Here is a 22556-nt window from a genome sequence, read left to right as displayed (position 1 = left end):
ACTGCACAATCTTAACTTCATTTATTCCGTAGGACACTCTACAAGCCCCTACACTCATAAATCAATGTTTGTGTATTTACGACATAATATTGAAAAAACCCGTGTATTCTACGAGGAAAAGGACTGATGTGCAATGAAATGTAAAATCAAAAAAAGCCCATTGAAACCTTTAAAATCAAATTGTTCGCGCTTCAACTTTTATATAAAATAACCGCACTTTTTTCAAAAATATTCATATATCCACTTTACAAAGGACAAATTTTATGCAGAAGTCAGAAGTCAGAAGTCAGAAGTCACCAAGATTGTGACAATAATGCGCTAACACAGCAAGCCTTTCTTAATAATTTAGATCAAAAACTTTGGTCTGCTGCAGACCGCCTCCGTCAGCAACTGGACGCAGCCAACTACAAACATATCGTTTTAGGCTTTATCTTCCTTAAATACGTTTCCGACAGTTTCCTCGAACAACGCCAAAAACTCGCCTCCCTATTTGCCGATCCGCAATCAGAACTCTATCTCGACCCAGCCATTTATAGCGAGGACGATCTCAAAAATGAACTGGAAGAACGGGATTACTACGCCCAAGATAACATCTTCTGGGTACCCGAAGCAGCACGCTGGGATAACATCAAAGCCGTTGCACAATACAATATCGGCGATGAACTGCCGTGGGGTGCAAAATTTGGCGGTGTCGCCAATTTGATTGATGCTGCCTTTGAAGCGATTGAGCAAGATAACCCAAAACTCAAAGGCAAAATTCAACGTATCGCCGGCTATAAAGTCCAAGCAGACACCCTAATCGGCTTGGTCGATCTCTTTTCCGATACTCACTTTAGCCAACCGACCTTTGACGGCAAACCCGTGCATCTCGCTGCCAAAGATATTCTTGGCCACGTTTACGAATATTTTCTTGGGCAATTTGCTCTCGCCGAAGGCAAGAAAGGCGGGCAATACTTCACCCCAAAATCCATCGTTACCCTGATTGTCGAAATGCTTGAACCTTACGAGGGCAGAATTTACGACCCTGCAATGGGGTCGGGCGGCTTCTTTGTGCAAACGGAACGTTTTATCGAAAGCCACCAAGGCAAAACCCCGCACGCTAGCCGTAATAAAAATATTGCTATCTACGGGCAAGAATACAATCCGACCACTTGGCAGCTTGCGGCAATGAATATGGCGATCCGTGGAATTGAGTTTGACTTCGGCAACCAAAACGCCGACACCTTCACCAACCCGCAACATCTCGACAAAAAAATGGATTTTATAATGGCAAACCCACCGTTTAATATGAAAGAATGGTGGAGCGAAAGCCTCGCCCAAGATCCCCGTTGGCAATACGGCACACCACCGGCGGGCAATGCTAACTTTGCGTGGCTGCAACATATGATCTACCACCTCTCGCCGAAAGGCAGAATGGCACTATTGCTTGCTAACGGCTCAATGTCGAGTAACACCAATAACGAGGGCGAAATCCGCAAAAATATTCTGCGGGCGGATTTGGTCGAAGCAATGGTTGCCCTACCCTCTCAATTGTTTACCAACACCCAAATCCCCGCGTGTATCTGGATTTTAAACAAAGCCAAAGCCCGCAAAGGCGAGGTACTGTTTATTGATGCTCGCCAAATCGGCTATATGAAAGACCGTGTATTGCGGGATTTCACTCCTGACGATATTGCCAAAATCGCCCAAACCTACCACAGTTGGCAAAAAGCGGACGGCTACCAAGATCAAGCAGCATACTGCTACTCGGCAACTTTGGACGACATCGCCAAAAACGATTACGTCCTCACTCCCGGACGCTATGTCGGCACCGCCGAACAAGAAGATGACGGAATTCCTTTTGCAGAAAAAATGCAACAACTGACCGCTCTTTTAAATGAACAATTTAAGCAAAGTGCAGAATTGGAAGTGAAGATTAAGGCGAATTTATCAACACTAGGATTTTAAATAGGAGTTTCTTTATGTTTTATATTTATAAAGTTAACCAACATAATCAATTTTCAGAGCCAAATATGAAATCTGTTAGTATGGCTAACAACTCAAATGGTGAACTTTTATCGTTATCAGATGGGATCTTAGACGGGAATTTATTAAATAGGATACGTGATTATCATAATAATATATTAAATTTTATGGAGAGAAATGATTTTCCATCAGATTATTTACATAAAATTTATGATTTTATTTTTAATGAAAACTTATCTAAATATTACTTTTCATCTATAGATAGTAACGGAAATAGAATTATAGTTAGTAACTATAAAATATCGTTTTTAAATGATTTCTATGAGGGATGCTATGAGTAATTTAAATAAAATATCTATTTCTGATTTTGCAGAAAATCTAGACAGATTTCGAGTGCCACTAGCATCAAATGAGAGAGAAAAAAGAAAAGGTAATATACCTTACTATGGAGCAGCAAAAGTTATTGATTATGTTAATGATTTTACTCATCAAGGATTGAGTGTTTTAATCGCTGAAGATGGCTCTGTAGAAAATGAAAAAGGTTTTCCTATTGTTCAATTAGCTAATGGAAAATATTGGGTTAATAATCATACGCACGTTTTAAAAGGAAAAGATGATTATGAAACTAAATATTTATATTATGCTTTGCAGATTATTAAAGTTGCACCATTTATTACAGGGGCTGTTCAAAAGAAAATTTCACAAAAGGCATTAAATTCTATAGAAATTAGTTATTTTGAAAATAAGGATATACGTCATCAAATTGTTGATATTTTATCTTCTTTAGATGAAAAAATCGAACTCAATACCCAAACCAACCAAACCCTAGAAAATATCGCCCAAGCGATATTTAAAAGTTGGTTTATTGATTTCGACCCTGTACGAGCGAAAGCTACCGCCCTTGCGGACGGCTTAACAGCCGCACAAGCAGAACGTGCCGCTATGAGCGTGATTTCCGGCAAAAATCCTGCCGAACTCGACCGCTTGCAAACCGAAAACCCCGACCAATACCAACAACTTCAACAACTCGCCCAAGCATTTCCAAGTGAATTTGAGGAAGTTGAAGGATTTGGTGAAGTGCCGAGGGGGTGGGGAGCAATAAATGTAGATACATTATTTGATTTTATCGGCGGATCTCAACCACCCAAATCTGAACATATTTATGAATTAAAAGAGGGCTACGAACGATTTATCCAAAATAGAGACTATGCCAATGATAACCATAAAACCTATATTCCCATATCCAAACGGAACAAATTATGCAATGCAAAAGATATTTTAATTTGTAAATATGGAGTAGGAACAGGAAATATATATTTTGGTCTTAATGGAGCATATAATGTTGCTTTAGCAAAAATTCAACCCATATTTAATAATATGCGGGAGTTTTTAAGACAATATTTCTCACAGCATAAAATTAAAGAATATTTAGCTTCATCATCAATGGCATCAACAAGAAATTCTTTAAACTCAACTACATTTACAGGAATGGAGGTAATACTACCAAGCGAAGACATCTTAATTTGCTTTGAAAATATGATAAGTTTTTATATAGATAAGCATTTAGAAGTCAAAAAAGAGAATAATGCCCTTATTGAATTAAGAGATTATTTGTTACCTAAATTATTAAATGGAAACTTTTAAAATGTGCGAAAACCTTGAAAAAGCAAAAAACAACTTATTAGAAAACGCAAAATTATCAATACAACTAGGTATAGAAGATTTCAAATTGTCAGAATCAGATAATAAAAGAAAAATATCATCAATTAGAAATATCTATGCAGGGCTATTATTACTATATAAATATAAGCTAGTAACAATTGGCTCTAAGGATGATCCATTTAAATTAATTGATGTTAGCCCTAGATATAAAGAAGTTTCACTTATACCTAAAAAAACCATTACACTTTCTGAAATAAAAGAAATATTTAAATCGCAAGGTATTTCTATGAGTGGAGAATCAAATAAAAAATTAGATAAGATAAATAAACGTAGAAATGAAATAGAACACCTTTATTCCAATGAAGATATAATAGAAAGCATAAATGATTGCTTTATTCTTTTAGAAGATTTTATTAGAAATAATTTACCAGAACAAAACAATTTATCTAATTTTATCGGTGAAAGTAATTACACTATTTTAGTCCAAAATAAGAAAGTGTTAGAAGAAAGAAAAAAGCTATGTAGGGAAAGTTATAATTTAGTTTTAAAAACTTTCCCTGGAATAGAAATCTTAGATATGATGTTAGAAATGGCTGAATGCAGAAACTGTCATTCTTCATTAATAGAATATTACTCAGGAGAATACCCAGATTTGACACTGGTATGTGATATTTGTAAAACTCATCAAAACTTTGATGATGTACTATATCTATCTCATAATGATATTAAGAGAGGTGGTAGTCCAACTATTAGTGAATGTGAAGAATGCGGAGGAGATTATCTTTATGGAGTTTGTTTAGATTGTTCCTATACAAGAGAATTAATAATAGATCCTGATACAGGATGTGAAATAGACTATGAAAGTATACAAAGGATGAAATATTTGATGCAGAAAAATGATTAAGTAATATCAGGTATGAGACTCTGCCCCAAAATATAGTTATAATAAAATTGTCATTGAAATATTGACTTACAAAAAAACATATATTTGTATAGCGGACGCCAGCATGGCGTCCCTACACGAAGGGAAAAGATATAATGGTGGGGAATGAAATTATTTTAAATATTTTATTGAATGTTTTATTTGTGAAAATAGAAAATAACGCTGATATGTAGGGACGCCACGCTGGCGTCCGCAAAAAATAATTCGTAAAAATAAAATATTTAGACAAATATTTAATAAAAACAATCTTTATCCCAATTTATCACATTATTTTCGATATATTGATAAATACGCATAAATTCCCGTTCATTACGGATAATTCTATCGTGAAATCGGGATTGCCATTCAAATGGCATATTATTTTAATTGTATAACTGGTTAAGGCAGATTTTATCCCACGAACAATGGAAGAAACATTTTGCGATTGATTGCGAAAATAATGTTGTGAAATATCAAAATCGGTATGAATAACAATAATAAAATGTAAATGATTAGGCATTATCGTATAAATCGGAATATCAATAAATTGGGGTTTGCGTAGTTCAATCGTTTGTTGCATTAAGTTATTTAATTTTTTGCCAATTAGTGATAAGTACATTTTTTCGTTACGAATTTCACCGAAAAAATGCTGTTTATGTTTAGTACAAATGGTAATGAAATATGCACCGTTTTGATAATTATTCCACCCTGCACGAATGGTTTTACGCTGAGGATATAAATTCATAATGTGTTCCATTAAACAAAACAGATAATAAAATTTGGGATAACGGACGCCAGCATGGCGTCCCTACATACAAAGGAAAATAATACAATGGAAATAAATAAAGTATGTTCTAAATATTCAAAACGTTTTATTTATCAAAATATAAACTAATGCTCGAGCGTAGGGACGCCACGCTGGCGTCCGAATAAAATAAAACATTCATATCAAATATGATAGGCATTTATTTTCATGCTTCGATCAGGATCACAAAAATAAGGACACACAATGCACATCAATGAAAACACCATAGAACAAGCCTGTTTGGCGGATTTTCAGGCGCAAGGTTGGGATTATACGGACGGGCGAACCATTTTGGCAGACGGGGAAAATCCGTGGCGGGAGCGCTCGAACGAGGTGGTTTTCCGTCCATTGCTGTCCGAAGCGGTTCAGCGTCTCAATCCGCAACTGCCCGACTCGGCGGTATTGGAAGTCGTTCAACAGGTATGCAGTATTTCGGGGGCAAATTTAGCCGAGCGTAATCAGGCGTTTTACCGTTATTTGCGTTCGGGTGTGCGGGTGGAATATCGGCAGGCGGACGAAACCAAAGTGGACTATGCCCGCTTGGTGGATTTTCAGCAGCCGAATGCCAACCGCTTTGATGTCGTCAATCAACTTACCATTAAAAGCACGAGGGGCAATCGCCGCCCCGATGTGATCGGTTATATCAATGGTTTACCGTTGGTGGTGATCGAGCTGAAAAATCCGCTGAAAGAGAGCGCCAACCTTACCCAAGCCTTTAACCAGTTACAAACCTACAAAGATGAGATCGCCGATCTGTTTATTTATAACCAAATTCTTGTGATTAGCGATGGCACGGAAACGAAAATGGGTTCGCTGACCGCTAATTTGGAACGTTTTACCCCGTGGCGTGTGGTGGACGAGCAGCAAAAACAGCGGATCAGCTTCGGCAACAGTCTAGCTGTCAAAACTAGAAATAAATGTCATAATTAGCTATACATTCAACGAAAGGATAAGGTTTTATCCTATTTTTTACGGTATAAAAACTAGAAATAAATGTCGCAAAAACTAGAAATAGCTGTCAAATTTTTTAAAAAACATGAAATAGGTGTCAAATTATTATGGGAAAAACACATAATTTTCAACAGGTTAGAAAAATTAAGCCCACTTGGATGAGTGTATCGGGTCATATTCCTTTTAAAAACGGAACGAGTATCCCTTATGAATCGACTTTGGAACGTGATTTTTTGATGTATTTCACTTATCTGCCATCAGTAGATGAAATCATCCCACAGCCTATTACTCTACCTTTCGTAAAGAATGGGATCACTTATAACTATACACCAGACTTTTTCTTGTCATTTACAGATGGGCGAAAACCACTGTTAATCGAGGTTAAACCAAAAACAAAATGGCAAAAACACTGGAAAGAATGGAAACAAAAATGGAAAGCTGCAATACGTTTTTGTCAAGAAAATGGCTATGTATTCCATGTGTACGATGAAGATCGAATTAGGCATCTTGCACTATTTAATATCAATCATGTTCAACGTTATAAGAGGACACTTTGTGAACAAGAAGATATAGATGCAATTTTAGCTCAAGTAAAATTGATGGGAAATACCACTATTGATTATTTGCTCTCTCGATTTTTTGCTGGCTCTCTATATCGCATGAGAGGATTACAAATCATCTATCATTTATTGGCAACGAAGCAACTGCATTGTAACTGGTTTTTACCACTTAATGAATTTACAGAGGTATGGGGGAATAACGATGAGTAACTCTGGATTTACGGAAAAGCGCTATCATCACCGATTAGATCGCGGTCGTATTATTTTGCAAAAAGGAAACGTGTATCTAAATAGAGAAGATGGGGAACAGTATGAATTAGTTGATTATATGGATGAGCCATCTCAAATGCTTGTTCGTAATCTCAACACTCGGACAACCAAAGTCGTCAGTATTCATCAGCTTGAAAATTTCAAAATGAACGAGCGAACGGATCTGTCTGTGGATTTAACTGCTATTAGCAATGAATATTGGGAGAAAGCCCAACAAAAATATGAGGCAATTAAACCGTTATTAGGGATGGATCAACATCGGCCTTACGCAGTTAAGGCTCGTGCAGAAGATGTTGGGGTGAACCCTCGTACATTATACCGTTGGTTACAAGCCTATAATTCCATAGGATCTATCGCAGGTTTAGTCGATCAAAAACGTGGATGGCAACAAGGAAATTCCCGTTTAACGCCAGAGCAAGACAAGCTGATCGTGCAGGTAATCAATGAATTTTACCTACATAAACAACGCCCAACTACTGAGCAAACCATTAGAGAAATTCGCCGCCGATGCAAAATTGAAAAAGTGGAAAGCCCAAGCAAAGAAACCATCCGTATGCGTATTTTGCATATTTCAGAGGAAGAGCGATTACGGAAACGCGGGCAACGAGAAAAGGCACGCAACAAATTTAAGCCGAAGCCAAATAGCTTTCCTGATGCGGATTATCCATTGAGTGTGGTACAAATTGACCATACACCAGTTGACCTAATTATTGTGGATAGTAAGTATCGCAAACCGATTGGCCGACCGTTTTTGACGGTTGCGATAGATATATACAGCAGAATGATTGTTGGTTATTACCTTTCACTTGATGCGCCATCTGTAACTTCGGTGGCAATGTGTATTGCACGTGGCATTTTGCCGAAAGAACGCCTACTGCTTGATTTAGGTTTGCAGGGTTCAGAATGGAATGCTTTTGGCTACCCAGTGAAAGTGCATGTGGATAATGGCCCCGATTTTCAGGCCTTGGATTTATCCAAATCTTGTTCTGCACACGGGATCCATCTTGAATTTAGACCGATGGGGAGACCTGAATATGGCGGACATATTGAGCGTGTCATCGGTACATTTATGAAAGAAGTTCACAGTTTAGCTGGAACAACATTCTCCAACATCAAAGAGCGCGACTCTTACGATTCGGAAAAAGAAGCCATTATGACTCTCGATGAGTTTGAAAAATGGTTGGTGCATTACATTGTGAATGTTTACCACAAACGCGTGCATTCTGCTTTAGGCATTTCTCCTGAACAAAAATGGAAGATTGGTATTTTTGGAGATGAAAATGAGGTGGGATGTGGTTATCCGCAACTTCCTGTTGATGAACAAACACTACTACTTGATTTCTTGCCAAGTATCACTCGTACCATTCAGCATAATGGTGTAACAATTGACGGACTTCGTTATTACGATGTTGCACTAAATATGTATATCAGTGATTCAGATGAAAGCGGTAAATCTAAGGAATTTCTGTTCCGCCGAGACCCGCGAAATATCAGCAAAATTTGGTTTTATGATCCGAAATTAAAACGTTACTTCCCAATTCCATTTGCAAATCAGGCAATGCCCGAAATGAGCATTTGGGAATATAGAGAGGTTCGTAGCCGAATTGCGAATAAAGGTGATAAATATATCAACGAGCAACAAGTTTTAGACGGTTTAACCGAGATGCGTGAAATGGTTGCTGAATCGGCTCAACGGACGAAAAAAGCACGCCGTCAGGCTGAACGACAAAAAACGCACAAAGCAAGTAAGCCGATTATTGAAACGAAAGTGGAAACTAAGGTTGTAGCACCAATTGTTGTGACATCGAATTTGCTTGCTTTAGATGATGAGAGCTTATCTTTTGGGGAGGTGGACTAATGCAGTACGAACACATTCATGAAAAATTCCGTCATCTCGTGCAGGCAAGCAATGAAGATAGGATTGCATTCTTAGATGAACCACGATGGTTAGGTTATGGTGTTGCCAAAGATATTATGGATACTTTGGTTTCTTTAATGAATAAACCTAAAAGACCGCGGATGTTGAATTTGTTAATTGTAGGGGATTCGAATAATGGGAAGACAACATTGATTCGCCGATTTGTTGATTTGTACGGTCAATCTTATATTGATAGCGATTCTAATGCGATTTACCCGATTCTTCTTGCGGAAGCTCCACCAAGCGCCAATGAAAAAGAATTATACATCTCATTATTGGAGCGGTTCTATGTGCCATATAAATCGACAGATAGTGTGGTGAAACTTCGCTATCAAACTATCCATCTATTCCGAGAGTTCAGGGTAAAAATGTTAATTATTGATGAATTTCACTCTTTGCTTGTTGGAACACCTCGCTTACAACGCCAAGTGATGAACGCGATCAAGATGCTTTGTAACGAGTTGCAAATCCCAATTGTTGGAGTCGGTACGCGCGATGCGATTCGTGTATTACATACGGATCCACAACATGCAAGCCGTTTTGATGTTGCGGAATTGCCAACGTGGAAGTTGGATAAGGAATTTCAAAAGCTGTTATTCCAGTTTCAAGGTATTTTGCCTTTAAAGAAATGTTCAAACCTACAATCGCCGGAATTGGCAACCAAAATACACACCATTTCAGGCGGTAATTTAGGGAATGTACATCGCTTACTGACTGCGTGCACAATAGAAGCGATTACATCAGGAACAGAGCAAGTCACATTAGAGATTATTGAGAAAAATTCGTGGGTACAACCGACACAGGGTTTCCGAAAAATTATCGGATAAAATCAGGCGTAATTCGCACACCACTTTACCCGAACGAAAGCATCAGTTCGTGGCTTATTCGTGCTGCATTAGATTGCGGTACGGAGCCAATCGTTTTCACTGGCTTTTATTGGGAAAAATGGCGTTTATGGACGTTCGATTTAGATAGAGGGTTTGAGCTTATCGCACCACATATTTACGAAGATATTGCGGAGTTATCGTTAAATCGTCAGGTCGATTTAACTCCCCATTCGCTTTCTTCAATTTTACAGCCGATAAACGGTGAAAAGACGTTGATAAAAGGTCAAGCTAAGTGGGTGATTTCAAGAAGCTCTCGCAATCGCACTTATCGCAACGGTCAGCCCTATTGTGCTTGCTGTCTAGGGCAATCGCCTTACTTGCGCAATGAATGGCGTTTAGCGTGGAATTTTGGGTGTTTGGAACATCAAACACTACTTGAAAAGAAATGCCCTGATTGCGGTGAGCCTTATCAGCCCCACTTGCTTTCCGCCGACAAACGACAATTGAATCATTGCCACTGTTGCGGTGAAACATTAACGGTATCAGAAAGTAAGCTCACTCAACTTGAAATTGATATGCTTGCTTTGCTTGATGATGTGTTAAAGACTAATTCCGGATATTGTTTTCAGCAACCGGTAAATGCTCAAACTTATTTTGCGATATTGCGTTACTTTATCAATTTAATCAGACGTGCCGCCGTGATGAAACCCTCTCACGCACTCGCAAGATTTATTGAACAGTTAGGGATTCCCCAAGCAGAATTATGCCAAACGAAAACCGCCCTTGCCTTTGAGCAACTTCCCGTTGAAGAACGTAAGAATTTTGTTGTGAATGTGGTTAAAATACTTCAATTATCCCGTGAGGTGCTTATTCAAGCCATCAAACAAAGTGGCATTACACAAAACGCATTCTCCTTTGAGGTTTATCCTACACAGCTTACCCCTCTCTTTAAATACGCTTTAGAGGGCAAAACCGTTACATGCAAAATCGCTAAATCTAAGCCTAAAACCGATTCTATTTTAACGCTCAACCGTCAATGGGAACGATTAAAACGCCAATTACAAATTGCAATATGAATATTACCCGAATTTACGCTAAAAACAGTTGCTCTATTTGTGGCAAAAACCAAGTAACACGCAAATTCAAAGAGGAATATTATTGTGCGAACTGTTACGCCCAATGGTTTAGAAAGAAAACGTGCAAAGGGTGCGGTCAGCTTAAACGTATTCACCGTAAAGGCGAATTTTGTCTTGAATGTGAAAAGTATAGCGATTGTGTGCGTTGTGGTAAAACCGCCGGTACATTTGAAATTGGTATGATAAGCCGCTACGGTACTGTATGCAGTTCGTGCGTTCGTTACTTCCGAGAAGAAAAAGAATGTTCAGAATGTGGTAAAATGACCCGTGATAGATACCGTTCGCCTGTTACGAATCAATCTGTTTGCTTATCTTGCTATCGGCGATACACTTTCGCAACGTGCAAAAATTGTAATCGCTATCGCAAAGTACACAACCAAGAAAAGCAATTATGCAAGAAATGCGATGAACAGCTTATCTCGACTTGCCCTAAATGCAAAAGTGAAATGCCGTCAGGCTATGGCAATGTTTGCCCTGATTGTGCAAGACGAACCTTGCTCTTTAATCTCATTCGATTGAACGTGCATCTCTTTCGCAGTAAGGCGATTAAAACCGCCTACAAAAAATTCATTTTTTGGTATATGCGAAAATGTAGTATTAGCGTCGCCTTGCATAAGGGAACAGACTTTATGCAGTTTTTTATTGACTGCGATGATAAGTGGCAGAAAATCCCTGATTATGCGGCATTAGTTATGCACTTCAAGCCAAATGGTTTGCGTGCAAATTTAACCGTATTACGTTGGTTACTTGATACCAATCAAGTAGTTGTAGATGAAACGTTGAAAGATGATTTAGCTGAACTGGAGCGCATACAAGCCTTATTCAAAAAGTTAAAAGAATCCGTGCCTTGTATCGCCACCTACTACCAAATGTTACAGCAACGATTTGATAGCGGAAAAACATCACTTAAATCGGTGCGTTTAGCTTTGCAACCGGCGATTGACTTAATCAGTTCTCAAGCAATCAAGGACTACCCAACGCAAGAACAATTAAACGGCTATCTCGTTGAGAAAGCAGGGCAAACGGCAGCCATTACAGGCTTTATCAATCACCTCAAATCCGAATATCAATGTGATTTAGTGATTGACCGTAACCTAATTCAGCAGATGAAAGCTAAACTGCTCAAAAAACGTTATTCTCAACGTTTAGTCGAACTCTACAAACAATCTGAATTAACAGCAGCGGAACAAATGGAATTGGTATCAGTGGTACTATACAGCTTGCACGGTATCGAAATCAAAAAGCCAAAACTTGATGCCATTGTATTGCTAGATGGTGTGGCTTATTACCGTGATAAGACGAAGGATTATTTCCTTCCACAAGACATCTATCTGCGCATAAAACCGCAGTTTTGACGAGAAAAAATGTTATTTTTGCGATCTTGCTCGAAAAAATGAAACGCATTTCTCGACAGAAATCGCTTAACTGTTAAAGTGCCGTCCAGTTATTAACCTATCAACTAGTTGGAGAGAAGCATGAACAGTACAAAAAATTTAACCTTAAAAGCTCAATTTAAACAATGGCTTGAAGAGGAACAGAAAAACGATGAAATGATTGTTATCGGCACTATTCCACATATATTAAGACGCTTTGATAAGCGATTAGCTATCATTAAAGGAAATCGATTCGAAAAATATTACCTTAGTGAATGGCGTAAGCTATTTCGTATAGATAGGGATATTTTCGGGTAATCGAAAAGCCACTTGTATCAAATATAAGTGGTAAATTTATCGCTAGAATTTGCAAAGATTTAATCATAAATAACCGCTTGTATTACCCCTGTGTTCTACATTGTATGCTGTAAATAATTTTTATGATAAAGAAACATTTATTTTCAAGGCTTCTAACAATATTAAATTATAAATAGCATACTTTGTGGAATAACGCCATTTAAGTTAAATAGAGTTTAAGATCTCTCAAAAATGAATTAAATCTTTCTATGCTTATAGTTTTTATAATAGGTATATTTTCATAATTAAAATAATGATCTTTATATAATCTAAAATAGAAATATAGATTTTCTCTACCTCTAATACATCTTTTCATAAAATCATCAAAAGTTTCTTCTAAAGCAAAATTATTTTTACTTTCTAACTTACCACTTAATACAAGATCATAAAATAAATTAATATTTATATTCTCACAAAAATAAACATCCTCCACATTAATCTAGAGTATTTACATTAAAAACAACGACCTGAGAAAACATATTTTCTGACTCAAAAAACACGAGCATTCTATAAGGAGAATCAGAGCCATCAATATCCTTTAACCAGCTTACATTAACATTTAAATCTTCAGAACCAAATATAAAACCATTATCTCTAAATATCTTATTAACATCACTCCACTCTCCTGGAGGATGACTAAATAAGGTAGAAATAAACTTTTTAGAATGCTTATAAATCAAAAACTCATCCACTATGGAATAAAATAAAACTTCCTTTAACCCTGTATTATCTAAGTCTTCAGTCATATAAATTTCCCTCATTTAATATATTTTCTAATATTTTCTATTTCTTCTGAAGAGGCTGCTCTTAATTTACCTGAACGTAATCGACGCCATTATGTCGCAAATGAACAATTACAAACCATTGTGAATTTGCGACAATTTTATTCAATTTCAAGTTTGATATTATAACCGTGATTTTGAATGAAGTTTCACAATACTTGCCGAGTACCAATTTATTTTTCTCAGATTTCAACTAAGATTGAAGAATTACAACGAGAACGTAAGCGTGTTGTAGAACATCTTACACTTTTAGACGAACGTCTTAGTACCTTACACTCTGCACTTGAAATTATGCAATCGCAGGATGATGCTGTATTGCAACTTAATAGTGAAACTTACCACAAGCACAAAGTTCGTCATCAGATCTACAAAAAACGTCCACGTTATACGCTACTTTTTGCTCTTGCCATTTTAGTGATGGTTGTTGCACTCTATGTCGTTCATACCGACCGTTTACGTAAAAGCTAAGGAGAGAGTCATGACTAAAATTCATCAATTTCAACAAAAAGATTTAGAGATTTTAAAAGAAGAAGTGGTTTATCAAGGTCATTTCACCATGAAAAAAATGTATTTCCGCCACAAGTTATTTAATGGTGGAGTAAGCGGTGAAATTGTGCGTGAATTAATGATTAAAGGTGCCGCAGCTGCATTAATCGCCTATGATCCTGTCAAAGACGCCGTAGTGTTAGTCGAACAAGTTCGCATTGGTGCTTACGATCCAACCAGCAACCAATCCCCTTGGCTAGTGGAACTGATTGCAGGCATGGTAGATGAAGGGGAAACACCAGAAAATGTCGCTATCCGTGAAAGCTACGAAGAAGCAGGTTTAACCGTCAGCAATGTGGAACGCGCCTTAAGCATTTGGGACAGCCCAGGTGGTGCGGTTGAGCGTTTACATCTCTTTTTAGGCTTAGTCGATAGCACCCAAGTTGGCGGCGTTTATGGCTTGGAAGAAGAAGGCGAGGATATTCTCGTCCACGTTGTGAGCCGTGAGCAAGCGTATCAATGGGTTGTTGAAGGGAAAATTGATAATGTGATTGCTGTTGTGGGCTTACAGTGGTTGCAGTTGAATTATCAAAAATATCAGAAATAACTATACAAGCGGTGAGATCCACTTAAAAATTTGTAAATTTTTTACTGGAACTCACCGCTATTTTCTTATCCTTTCAATTCCATTAATGCCTTAGTAATAATCTCTTTCGCACCTTGCAGAGCTAATAAAGCCAAAACGAAAGCAACGATCAAATCGGGATATTTCGACTGGGTAAAATAGACCGCAATCCCCGCCAAAATGACAGCTATATTCCCTATCGCATCATTGCGGGAGCAGATCCAAACACTCTTCATATTGCTATCGCCATCACGAAAATGATAAAGCACCCACAAGGCTGTTAAGTTGGCGAATAAGGCAAGCACACCGACTACACTCATTTCACTATGGTTTGGCAGTTCGCCATAAGCCCAACGATAGAGGGTTGTGATTAAAATAAATAAGCCAAATCCACCCATGGTTGCTCCTTTTAATAAAGAGGCTTTGGCACGATAACTTAACGCCATGGGCAACACGATCAAGCTAATCACATAATTGGCGCTATCGCCAAAAAAATCTAAGCTATCCGAAAGTAAAGAAACAGAACCCGATTTTACGCCCATCACGATTTCAATGAAAAACAGAGTGATATTTAGTCCAAGAGCAATCCATAATGCTTTGCGATATTTAGGGGAAAGGTGTGTACTGTATGAAGTACAGCAAGAAGTCGTACAAGCCATAGTCTCTCCGTGTGTTTTAGTTTAACTTGGCGTAAACTATAAACTCCGTAGCAATTACAGGGTCAAGCATCCATGACAAAATTTTTTAAAATCCGTGAATTAAGCCGAGAAAGTGGCGTGAATTTGGAAACCATTCGTTACTATGAAAAACTGGGGCTAATTGATACGGCAACAAGGCAACCAAACGGCTATCGCTTGTTTAGTGAAAAACAGCTCAACCAGCTCCATTTTATTAAAAGCTGTCGAATGATCGGCTTTCGCTTAGAGGAAATTAAGCAACTAATCATGTTGCAAACTAATCCACATAATCGTTGCGAACTGGTGGATAAATTAACGAAACAGCATTTAATCCAAATTGAGCATCAAATCGATCAGCTCAATCAAATTAAAGCATTGCTTGAGCCATTAATTGACTGTCAGGCGGAAGACATTGACCATTGCCAAATTATTCAAGGGATTAAAGCGTTAGATTAGAAAGCGGTGAAATCTACTTAGAAATTTGCAAATAGCGTTGCATTTACTCCTATATCGTACTATAATGCATTTATTTAGTACGATATAGGATTATTTTGTGACTTTTTACGAACGTATTTTTCACTCGGTATTATTTGAAATTGGGGCAATGGCAATCGGTGCGGTTGCAGTATTATTGGTGGGAGATTTCAGCCTTGAAGCCGCCACAGGAACAGGTATTGCCATGTCTGTAATAGCAATGATACTTAACTTCTTCTTTAACTATGTGTTTGATAAAATTTTTACCAGCAAACGGGAAGAACGTAGCCTAAAATTACGCATTTTGCATACCGTCTGCTTTGAGTGTACCTTATTGCTGTTTACCATTCCCGTAGTTGCATATTTATTAGATTTAAGCCTGTGGCACGCCTTTTTAGCGGATATTGGTTTGAGTTTGCTGATTATGCTGTATGCCTTGGTGTTTAACTGGCTTTATGACATTACTCGTGTCAAATTTTTGGAGCGTAAAAATGAACCCCTTTGATAAATTGGTGGAGCTGGCAGCGCAGCTGTCGAGCATTTATGCTAGTGTAGCGAAGCAACACCAGCTCACCTTAAATGAATTGCATTTTTTGTATTCCATCGGTCGCTATGGTGCGACTTCGCCTACTGCTATTGGCGATAAATGGAGTTTGCCGAAACAAACGGTAACCTCTGTTTGTAAACAACTAGACCAAAAAGGTTTTTTGGTTTTTCTGCCTGATGAGAACGACAAACGCAGTAAGTTGATTGCTTTAAGTGCAAGCGGTAAAATTTTTATCGACCCGATTATTGCTCGGCTAACCGAAGCAGAATTGCAAGTAAGCCAGCAGTTCGGTATGGAGAAATTTGAGCAGTTGCTTGATGATACCGAACTGGTATTAAATCAACTTGCTACACAGCTAAACACGATTTAGGAGAAAGCATGATTAGACTTGCAAAAGCCGATGATGTCGCTCGTATTGCCGAGTTGTTATACCAAGTTCACGCTGTTCACGTTGAAGCTCGCCCTGATATTTTCCAAGCGGGTAAACGCAAATACAATGATGAAGAAATTTTAGCTTTAATGGCAGACGAACAAAAACCGATCTTTGTGTATGAAGATGAAAACGGCACGGTGCAAGGCTATGCGTTCTGCATTTATCAAATTACACAAGGCGTTCCGGCGTTATTTGATCGCAAAGTGTTGTACATTGACGACCTTTGTGTGGACGCTTCGCAACGGGGTAAAAAAATTGGCGAGAAATTGTATCAACACGTGGTGGCATACGCCAAAGAGAACGGTTGCGATAGCGTAACGTTGCACGTTTGGAACGACAATCAAGGGGCATTTCGTTTCTATGAACGTTTAGGGCTTGAGCCACTTAAGACCTTGATGGAACAGAAACTATAACGAAAGAGCGGTCGGATTTTGACAAGATTTTGCAATAGCCAAAGTGATCAAAAATCTGACCGCTCTTTTTGAAGAAGGAGCAATCCAATGAACAAACTCGATGCGATTAAATATTTTTGCCTTGCCAGCGAAACGTTGAGTTTTCGGGAAACGGCAATGCAGCTAGCGGTTTCGCCGTCGGTGGTGACCCGTGTGATTGCGGAATTGGAACAGGAGTTAGGCGAGCAACTGTTTAAGCGGAATACGCGCCAAATTCGGCTCACTAGTTTTGGTGAGCAGTTTTTGATTAAGGCGAAACAACTGCTGGCGGACACCGACAATCTGTTTAAATTGGGCAAACAGCAAACGGACGACATGGCAGGCGTGGTGCGGATTACTTTTCCCCGCTGGCGAGACAATGATTTGATTTTAGATGAATTATTGCAAGCACTTGAACCGTATCCGCAACTGGTCATTGATTGGCGTGAAGATATGACCAAATTTGATGCGGTGGCACATCGCATTGATATCGGCTTACGTATCGGACCTGAACCGAACCCGAATTTTATTATCCGCAAAATTGCCGATTTGCAAGATTGGATTGTCGCTTCGCCGAAATTGCTGGAACGATTGGGAATGCCAAAAGATTTAGACGATTTGCAGCGCAATTTCCCATTTTCCTTGCCGATTAACGTGGAAACAGGTCGTCCGTGGGATTTAGCGATGAATGACGAGCAAAAATTGCTACCGAGAGAAGTGCTTTTTTACAGCTCCGACCCTGAATGTGAGCTAAAAGCGGTGCTACGGGGCAACATGGTCGGCTTTATCAGCGAACTGTTCTGCAAACCGCATTTTGACTGCGGTGAGTTGGTTAAACTGTTCCCCGAAATCCCCATTGATAAATGGCAACTGTATTTGTATCGTCCCTATCAAACTATTACATCACCTCGAGTATTATTTGTATTCGATTGTTTAACAGAAATTTTGAAAAAAAGATATGGTTAGGCTACAGGCTGGCTTGTATGTTTATAGCTATCAATATAAGAGAGAATAGTTACCATAGCTCAATGCATAGTGCGTTATAATGAGTAAATAATTTCGTGTTTTATTGAATAAAGGAAAGCAATATGAACCCAGCATTTACCCCACTTTTTCAACCTTATATCTTAAATAACGGCATTGAAATCCGTAACCGCTTAGCCGTTGCGCCGATGACGCATTTCGCCTCTAATGCAGATGGTACTTTAGGCGAGCAAGAACAGCGTTTTTTAAGTAACCGAGCAGAAAATATCGGCTTATTTATTACTGCCGCAACGTTGGTCGCTGAAAACGGAAAAGCCTTTCACGGACAGCCTGAGGCGATTTCCGAACAACATTTAGACAGCTTAACGCGTACTGCTGCGCTGATTAAAGCGCAAGGCGCGAAAGCGATTTTGCAAATTCACCACGGTGGCGATAAGTCAATTCCGGATTTGTTACACGGGAAAGATGTAGTAGCACCAAGCGATAACGCAGAAGTAGGCGCACGCGCTTTAACCGAGGCGGAAATTCATTCTCTGATTCAAGCCTTTGGTAATGCGACAGATTTAGCGATTCGAGCAGACTTTGACGGTGTGGAAATTCATGGTGCCAATAATTATTTGATCCAACAGTTTTATTCAGCACAGACCAATCGCCGCACGGATGCGTGGGGTGGTAGCCTTGAAAAACGTCTAGCGTTTCCACTGGCAGTGGTGGAGGCGGTTGTCGGCGTGCGCGCAAAACATCAACGCCCTGATTTTATTATCGGCTACCGTTTTTCACCGGAAGAACCAGGCGACAACGGTTTAACCATGGCGGATACTTTCGCGCTGATTGATGCCTTGGTGGAAAAACCGTTGCAATATTTACATATCTCGCTATGGGATTTTTACAAGCAAGCGCGCCGTGGCGCAGATACGTCTCTCACTCGTATGCAATTGGTACACGAGCGAATTGGTGGAAAATTACCGCTGATTGGTGTCGGCAATCTCTTTACTGCAGAGCAAATTTTAAAGGCTTATCAAACCGGCTGGGCGGAATTTATTGCGCTAGGCAAAACGGTGATGATCAATCCGACTATTGCGACACTCATTGCGACAGGCAAGGAGAGCGAAATTGTGGCTGAATTAGATCCTGAAAAAGCTGATCATTACGGCATTCCAGATTTATTGTGGAGTTTCTGTGTGAAAGGTGGCGCATGGCTTCCGCCAGTTATCGGGCAGGCATGGTCACCGCGCGATATTTAATGTAACAAGCGGTCAGATCTTGCCTGAATTTTGCAATTTGCAAATTTTCACAAGTATCTGACCGCTTGCACATTAGTGGATTATTCCACTTTAAACATTCCCATCATGCCGAGATTTTCATGTTCTAAAATATGGCAATGGTACATTTTCAACCCCGAGTGTCCTTGCTTAAAGCGAATAATCACTTTTTCATAAGGGCGTAAATTGACCACATCTTTTAACGCTCTGCCTTCTGGTTTAAAGGTTTTGCCGTTTAATGTATGTTGAATCACTTCAAATTGAGTGCCGTGTAAATGGAACGGATGATCCATATGGCTTTCATTGAAAATTTCCCATTGTTCTACGTCATTGACTTTCGTAACAAAATCAATGCGGTTCATATCAAAAGTTTGTCCATTGATTAGGAACATACCGTCCATCATGGGCGGAAGAGGATTGTCTGTCGTAATCATAGCGGAGCTATGTTTGGTATGATCCATCATTGGCATATTGGTGTGGTTCATCATTTTTTCACTAAAGTGAATTTGGCGAATCTGTTTTGGTTCGTCCCAATTAGGCAAACTTCTTAAGCTTTCAGGTAACTGAACAGGTTCTGGTTTCACCTGAATTGTCGCTAAAGTGAGATCTTTAGGCTGTTCCTGCACCATCATTTTACGGCGATCATAATAGCTACTTTGTAAATTGGCCTTGCCTTGCGTTTCACCCACCATAATCACTTCAACGCGTTCTGCAGGTGTGAGTAGCAGTTCATCAACAGGCGTGCGTGGTTTTTCAAGTAAACCGCCCTCTGTCCCCACCACAATCCATTTCACCCCTGGAATGTTTAAACGAAAATAACGGGCGCTCGTTGCATTCCAAATACGGAGGCGTTCATTCGTTGTCACTTGAATTTGGGGCTGATATTGGCCGTTGATTAACACAAATTCCCCTTCACGTCCGTTCATCCAATCTAACATCGTGTTTGGTGGAATGGTACCATCGGCATTTAAACGCAGATCAGAAATAACCCAATGTTGTTCAGGAAGGTGTGCAAGCGGATCATTTTTTGCTTTCACAACGAAAGTACCTGCTAAGCCTTTATAGACTTGCTCGGAAACATAATGATGTGGATGAGGATGGTACCAATATGTACCTGCACTGCCTTCGGGTAGAGTAAAGCGATAGATTTTTTTCCCTTGTGGTTCAATCATATCCATAGGGTTACCATCCGCTTCATTTGGCACATCTAAACCGTGCCAATGCACCGTTGTGGGTTGTGGTAGGTGATTGATAAATTCAATTTCTACGGTATCGCCTTCAAATACTTCAATTTGTGGCCCAGGTAGCTGTCCGTTATAAGCCCAAAATTCCGTTTCTTTATTGTCTGCGAGGCGAATTTTAATGGGCTCTGCTTTTAAAGTGGCTTTGAATAGTCCAGCTTGAGTGGATTGGTTAGCAAGCTTTGGTAATATACCATTGAGTGATAAGCCTGAGGGCATCGCTTCGACAGGCATTAAGCTAGTAGGGGCTGAATGCATCATCGCCATATTGCCGTGTTGTGCGTGGTTCATCATATTCGCAAGGCTATAAAGCGAGCTACTGGCTAAGCTAAGCCCAATGCCATAACGTAAAAAATCTCGACGTTTCATTTTTTCGCCTCTTATTGGTTATAGGATTTGAACACTTCACTTTCACCGTTTTTCTTAATTAAAACAACATCATAAGGATCTTTACGTCCGCCGTAGGCTTCACCGTCCATGCCGGGTGAGCCAATCGGCATGCCAGGAGCGGACAAACCAACGGCATCAGGTTTTTCTGCGAGTAAACGTTTGATATCCTCTACAGGTACATGTCCTTCAATCACATAGCCATCAATCACTGCCGTGTGGCAAGAAGCGTGTTCATCTTTAATGTTAAAGCGCTTATGGGCATCATAATTGCCTGTTTCGTTGACTTTAACCTCAAAACCGTTTTTTTGCATATAGCTGATCCATTCATTACAACAGCCACAAGTTGGACTTTTCCACACTTCCATTGAAAGTGTTTGCGCTTGGGCAAATGCCGTGAGACCTAAACTTAACAGCAACAATGAGCGGGTGAGTTTATGTAATTTCATACGATGTCCTTATTTTGATTGAGATTGAATGGCGCAATGTTAAAGCTTGACCTAGGGTTAAGGTCAAGGGCGATGTTGCAATTTTTACAAAATAGGTTGATTTTTCTTTTTTCCTCTTTATAATAAATGACTAATTAATCATTTAATAAGGATCGATATGGCTCGTCCGTTAAGTTCGGATAAACGTAACACCTTAATTCAAGCAACCATTCAGACGATTGCAACGCAAGGGTTATCGGCAACCACGGCGTTGATTGCAAAAAATGCCGGCGTGGCAACAGGATCATTATTTACCTATTTTGAGAGTAAAGAAACGTTGCTCAATGCCACTTATTTGGAGATTAAACGCCACATTGCGCAAGCGGTAATGCCGAATTTTCCGCAAGCGGAATTTGCATCGCAGTTGTTGCATTTATGGAATCACTATATCGATTGGGGTATTGAACATCGAGAAGCGCGCCAAACCTTGCAACAGTTAGAGGTTTCAACCATTCTTACGGAAGAAACCCGACAAGAAGCGAAGCAGATCTTTTTACCGATGCAACGGATGTTCAGCGCAGCGGAAGCGGATAAGCTCTTTTTTCCGCCACTGGAGTTTGCGATCAAAATGATGGAAGCGATGGTTGAAGCGACGATTCAACAGATTTTACAAGAACCGACCAAGCGTGATATTTATAAAATGCTCGGTTTTACGATGATGTGGAAAGCGATTTCTCATCACTAACAGACAAACAAGCGGTTAGATTCCGCTTATTTTTTACAAATTTAATTGATTGACTAATCATTTATTTATAGGGATTGCATATGACACAAACAGCATTAATTACAGGCGCATCAAACGGTATCGGTTTATAACTGGCAAAAATCCATGCACAGAAAGGCGGTAATCTTGTATTGGTGGCTCGTTCTGAAGATAAATTTTTTACTAGTAAATAATCCCGAAAATCTCAATAAAAGATAAGTAAGGAATTTAGATCGATGTCAAAGTTATCCGTTACTCTGTAATGAAATAACGTTAATAAGTAGTTTAAT

23 protein-coding genes and 2 pseudogenes are annotated in these 22556 nt (G+C 39.2%); 20 read left to right on the top strand and 5 right to left on the bottom strand.

The genetic code is table 11. The features are described 5' to 3' along the window. Positions 1–258 precede the first annotated feature (258 nt). From PNEUHYL_RS05010 to PNEUHYL_RS04995, 4 genes are read left to right on the top strand one after another with little or no spacing between them, the layout of a single operon-like run. Positions 259–1947, top strand: a complete 1689-nt coding sequence (locus PNEUHYL_RS05010; RefSeq protein ID WP_059368819.1) for a class I SAM-dependent DNA methyltransferase — start codon at positions 259–261, stop codon at positions 1945–1947. Positions 1948–1961: 14 nt separating this feature from the next. After that, on the top strand, positions 1962–2306 hold the full coding sequence (locus PNEUHYL_RS05005; RefSeq protein WP_059366136.1) for a hypothetical protein: 345 nt from the start codon (positions 1962–1964) through the stop codon (positions 2304–2306). Continuing rightward, positions 2299–3609, top strand: coding sequence for a restriction endonuclease subunit S (locus PNEUHYL_RS05000; RefSeq protein ID WP_059366135.1), 1311 nt, complete (start codon positions 2299–2301; stop codon positions 3607–3609). Before PNEUHYL_RS05005 ends, PNEUHYL_RS05000 begins: the two co-directional genes overlap by 8 nt. A gap of 1 nt (position 3610) precedes the next feature. Continuing rightward, positions 3611–4531, top strand: coding sequence for a hypothetical protein (locus PNEUHYL_RS04995; protein WP_129582400.1), 921 nt, complete (start codon positions 3611–3613; stop codon positions 4529–4531). Positions 4532–4832: 301 nt separating this feature from the next. On the opposite strand, the gene PNEUHYL_RS04990 is transcribed toward PNEUHYL_RS04995, so the two are convergent. After that, the gene (locus PNEUHYL_RS04990) at positions 4833–5294 is read right to left on the bottom strand and encodes a transposase (protein WP_192844415.1); all 462 of its coding nucleotides are present in this window, start codon (positions 5292–5294) and stop codon (positions 4833–4835) included. Between the two features lie 264 nt (positions 5295–5558). On the opposite strand from PNEUHYL_RS04990, the pseudogene PNEUHYL_RS04985 reads away from it, so the two are divergent. The 7 genes and pseudogenes from PNEUHYL_RS04985 to PNEUHYL_RS04955 form a co-directional block, all read left to right on the top strand. After that, a pseudogene (locus tag PNEUHYL_RS04985) lies at positions 5559–6251 on the top strand (type I restriction endonuclease); the annotation flags it as partial. A gap of 161 nt (positions 6252–6412) precedes the next feature. Further along, the gene (locus PNEUHYL_RS04980) at positions 6413–7075 is read left to right on the top strand and encodes a heteromeric transposase endonuclease subunit TnsA (protein WP_059366132.1); all 663 of its coding nucleotides are present in this window, start codon (positions 6413–6415) and stop codon (positions 7073–7075) included. Continuing rightward, positions 7068–8993, top strand: coding sequence for a Mu transposase C-terminal domain-containing protein (locus tag PNEUHYL_RS04975; RefSeq protein ID WP_059366131.1), 1926 nt, complete (start codon positions 7068–7070; stop codon positions 8991–8993). The genes PNEUHYL_RS04980 and PNEUHYL_RS04975 overlap by 8 nt, the downstream gene beginning before the upstream one ends. Beyond that, positions 8993–9880, top strand: coding sequence for a TniB family NTP-binding protein (locus PNEUHYL_RS04970; RefSeq protein WP_059366130.1), 888 nt, complete (start codon positions 8993–8995; stop codon positions 9878–9880). The genes PNEUHYL_RS04975 and PNEUHYL_RS04970 overlap by 1 nt, the downstream gene beginning before the upstream one ends. Then, the gene (locus PNEUHYL_RS04965; RefSeq protein WP_059366129.1) at positions 9838–10956 is read left to right on the top strand and encodes a TniQ family protein; all 1119 of its coding nucleotides are present in this window, start codon (positions 9838–9840) and stop codon (positions 10954–10956) included. Before PNEUHYL_RS04970 ends, PNEUHYL_RS04965 begins: the two co-directional genes overlap by 43 nt. After that, complete coding sequence (locus PNEUHYL_RS04960) at positions 10917–12371, top strand: hypothetical protein (protein ID WP_059366128.1); 1455 nt, start codon at positions 10917–10919, stop codon at positions 12369–12371. Before PNEUHYL_RS04965 ends, PNEUHYL_RS04960 begins: the two co-directional genes overlap by 40 nt. A 120-nt stretch (positions 12372–12491) precedes the next feature. After that, a complete protein-coding gene (locus PNEUHYL_RS04955; protein ID WP_059366127.1) occupies positions 12492–12707 on the top strand; it encodes a hypothetical protein in 216 nt (71 codons plus the stop codon). A 473-nt stretch (positions 12708–13180) separates the two neighbouring features. On the opposite strand, the gene PNEUHYL_RS04950 is transcribed toward PNEUHYL_RS04955, so the two are convergent. After that, positions 13181–13492: a hypothetical protein gene (locus PNEUHYL_RS04950; protein WP_059365231.1), complete on the bottom strand. Its 312-nt coding sequence runs from the start codon at positions 13490–13492 to the stop codon at positions 13181–13183. A gap of 420 nt (positions 13493–13912) precedes the next feature. Between PNEUHYL_RS04950 and PNEUHYL_RS04945 the strand changes: the two are divergent. Both PNEUHYL_RS04945 and nudF read left to right on the top strand, forming a co-directional pair. Then, positions 13913–13996 (top strand): annotated as a pseudogene (locus PNEUHYL_RS04945) (phosphate-starvation-inducible protein PsiE); the annotation flags it as partial. Positions 13997–14006: 10 nt separating this feature from the next. Beyond that, complete coding sequence (nudF, locus tag PNEUHYL_RS04940) at positions 14007–14621, top strand: ADP-ribose diphosphatase (protein WP_059366125.1); 615 nt, start codon at positions 14007–14009, stop codon at positions 14619–14621. A 65-nt stretch (positions 14622–14686) separates the two neighbouring features. Here the strand turns inward: nudF and PNEUHYL_RS04935 are convergent, their stop codons facing one another. After that, positions 14687–15298 carry a cation efflux transmembrane domain-containing protein gene (locus tag PNEUHYL_RS04935; RefSeq protein WP_059365233.1) on the bottom strand — a complete coding sequence of 204 codons (612 nt, stop codon included), beginning with the start codon at positions 15296–15298 and terminating at the stop codon, positions 14687–14689. A gap of 72 nt (positions 15299–15370) precedes the next feature. Between PNEUHYL_RS04935 and PNEUHYL_RS04930 the strand changes: the two genes are divergently transcribed. From PNEUHYL_RS04930 to PNEUHYL_RS04905, 6 genes are all read left to right on the top strand, one after another. After that, a complete protein-coding gene (locus PNEUHYL_RS04930) occupies positions 15371–15772 on the top strand; it encodes a heavy metal-responsive transcriptional regulator (protein WP_059365234.1) in 402 nt (133 codons plus the stop codon). Between the two features lie 97 nt (positions 15773–15869). Then, positions 15870–16295, top strand: coding sequence for a PACE efflux transporter (locus tag PNEUHYL_RS04925; RefSeq protein ID WP_059366124.1), 426 nt, complete (start codon positions 15870–15872; stop codon positions 16293–16295). Continuing rightward, positions 16282–16707 (top strand): MarR family transcriptional regulator, encoded by a 426-nt coding sequence (locus PNEUHYL_RS04920; RefSeq protein ID WP_059365236.1) that lies wholly within the window; start codon positions 16282–16284, stop codon positions 16705–16707. The genes PNEUHYL_RS04925 and PNEUHYL_RS04920 overlap by 14 nt, the downstream gene beginning before the upstream one ends. A gap of 8 nt (positions 16708–16715) precedes the next feature. Then, the gene (locus PNEUHYL_RS04915; RefSeq protein ID WP_059365237.1) at positions 16716–17183 is read left to right on the top strand and encodes a GNAT family N-acetyltransferase; all 468 of its coding nucleotides are present in this window, start codon (positions 16716–16718) and stop codon (positions 17181–17183) included. A gap of 87 nt (positions 17184–17270) precedes the next feature. Continuing rightward, positions 17271–18167, top strand: coding sequence for a LysR family transcriptional regulator (locus tag PNEUHYL_RS04910; RefSeq protein ID WP_059366123.1), 897 nt, complete (start codon positions 17271–17273; stop codon positions 18165–18167). 122 nt (positions 18168–18289) lie between these two features. After that, positions 18290–19429 (top strand): NADH-dependent flavin oxidoreductase, encoded by a 1140-nt coding sequence (locus PNEUHYL_RS04905; RefSeq protein WP_059365238.1) that lies wholly within the window; start codon positions 18290–18292, stop codon positions 19427–19429. A gap of 80 nt (positions 19430–19509) precedes the next feature. Here PNEUHYL_RS04905 and PNEUHYL_RS04900 read toward each other — a convergent pair whose 3' ends face one another. Both PNEUHYL_RS04900 and PNEUHYL_RS04895 read right to left on the bottom strand, forming a co-directional pair. Next, positions 19510–21057: a multicopper oxidase family protein gene (locus PNEUHYL_RS04900; protein WP_059365239.1), complete on the bottom strand. Its 1548-nt coding sequence runs from the start codon at positions 21055–21057 to the stop codon at positions 19510–19512. Positions 21058–21068: 11 nt separating this feature from the next. Beyond that, the gene (locus PNEUHYL_RS04895; protein WP_059365240.1) at positions 21069–21524 is read right to left on the bottom strand and encodes a DUF411 domain-containing protein; all 456 of its coding nucleotides are present in this window, start codon (positions 21522–21524) and stop codon (positions 21069–21071) included. A gap of 157 nt (positions 21525–21681) precedes the next feature. On the opposite strand from PNEUHYL_RS04895, the gene PNEUHYL_RS04890 reads away from it, so the two are divergent. Next, the gene (locus tag PNEUHYL_RS04890; protein ID WP_059365241.1) at positions 21682–22248 is read left to right on the top strand and encodes a TetR/AcrR family transcriptional regulator; all 567 of its coding nucleotides are present in this window, start codon (positions 21682–21684) and stop codon (positions 22246–22248) included. Positions 22249–22556 lie beyond the last annotated feature (308 nt).

Source organism: Rodentibacter caecimuris (assembly GCF_001019715.1).
GTDB classification, from domain to species: domain Bacteria; phylum Pseudomonadota; class Gammaproteobacteria; order Enterobacterales; family Pasteurellaceae; genus Rodentibacter; species Rodentibacter caecimuris.
Note: the sequence above shows the minus strand (reverse complement) of the source record. Positions and strands in the feature narration are given on the sequence as shown.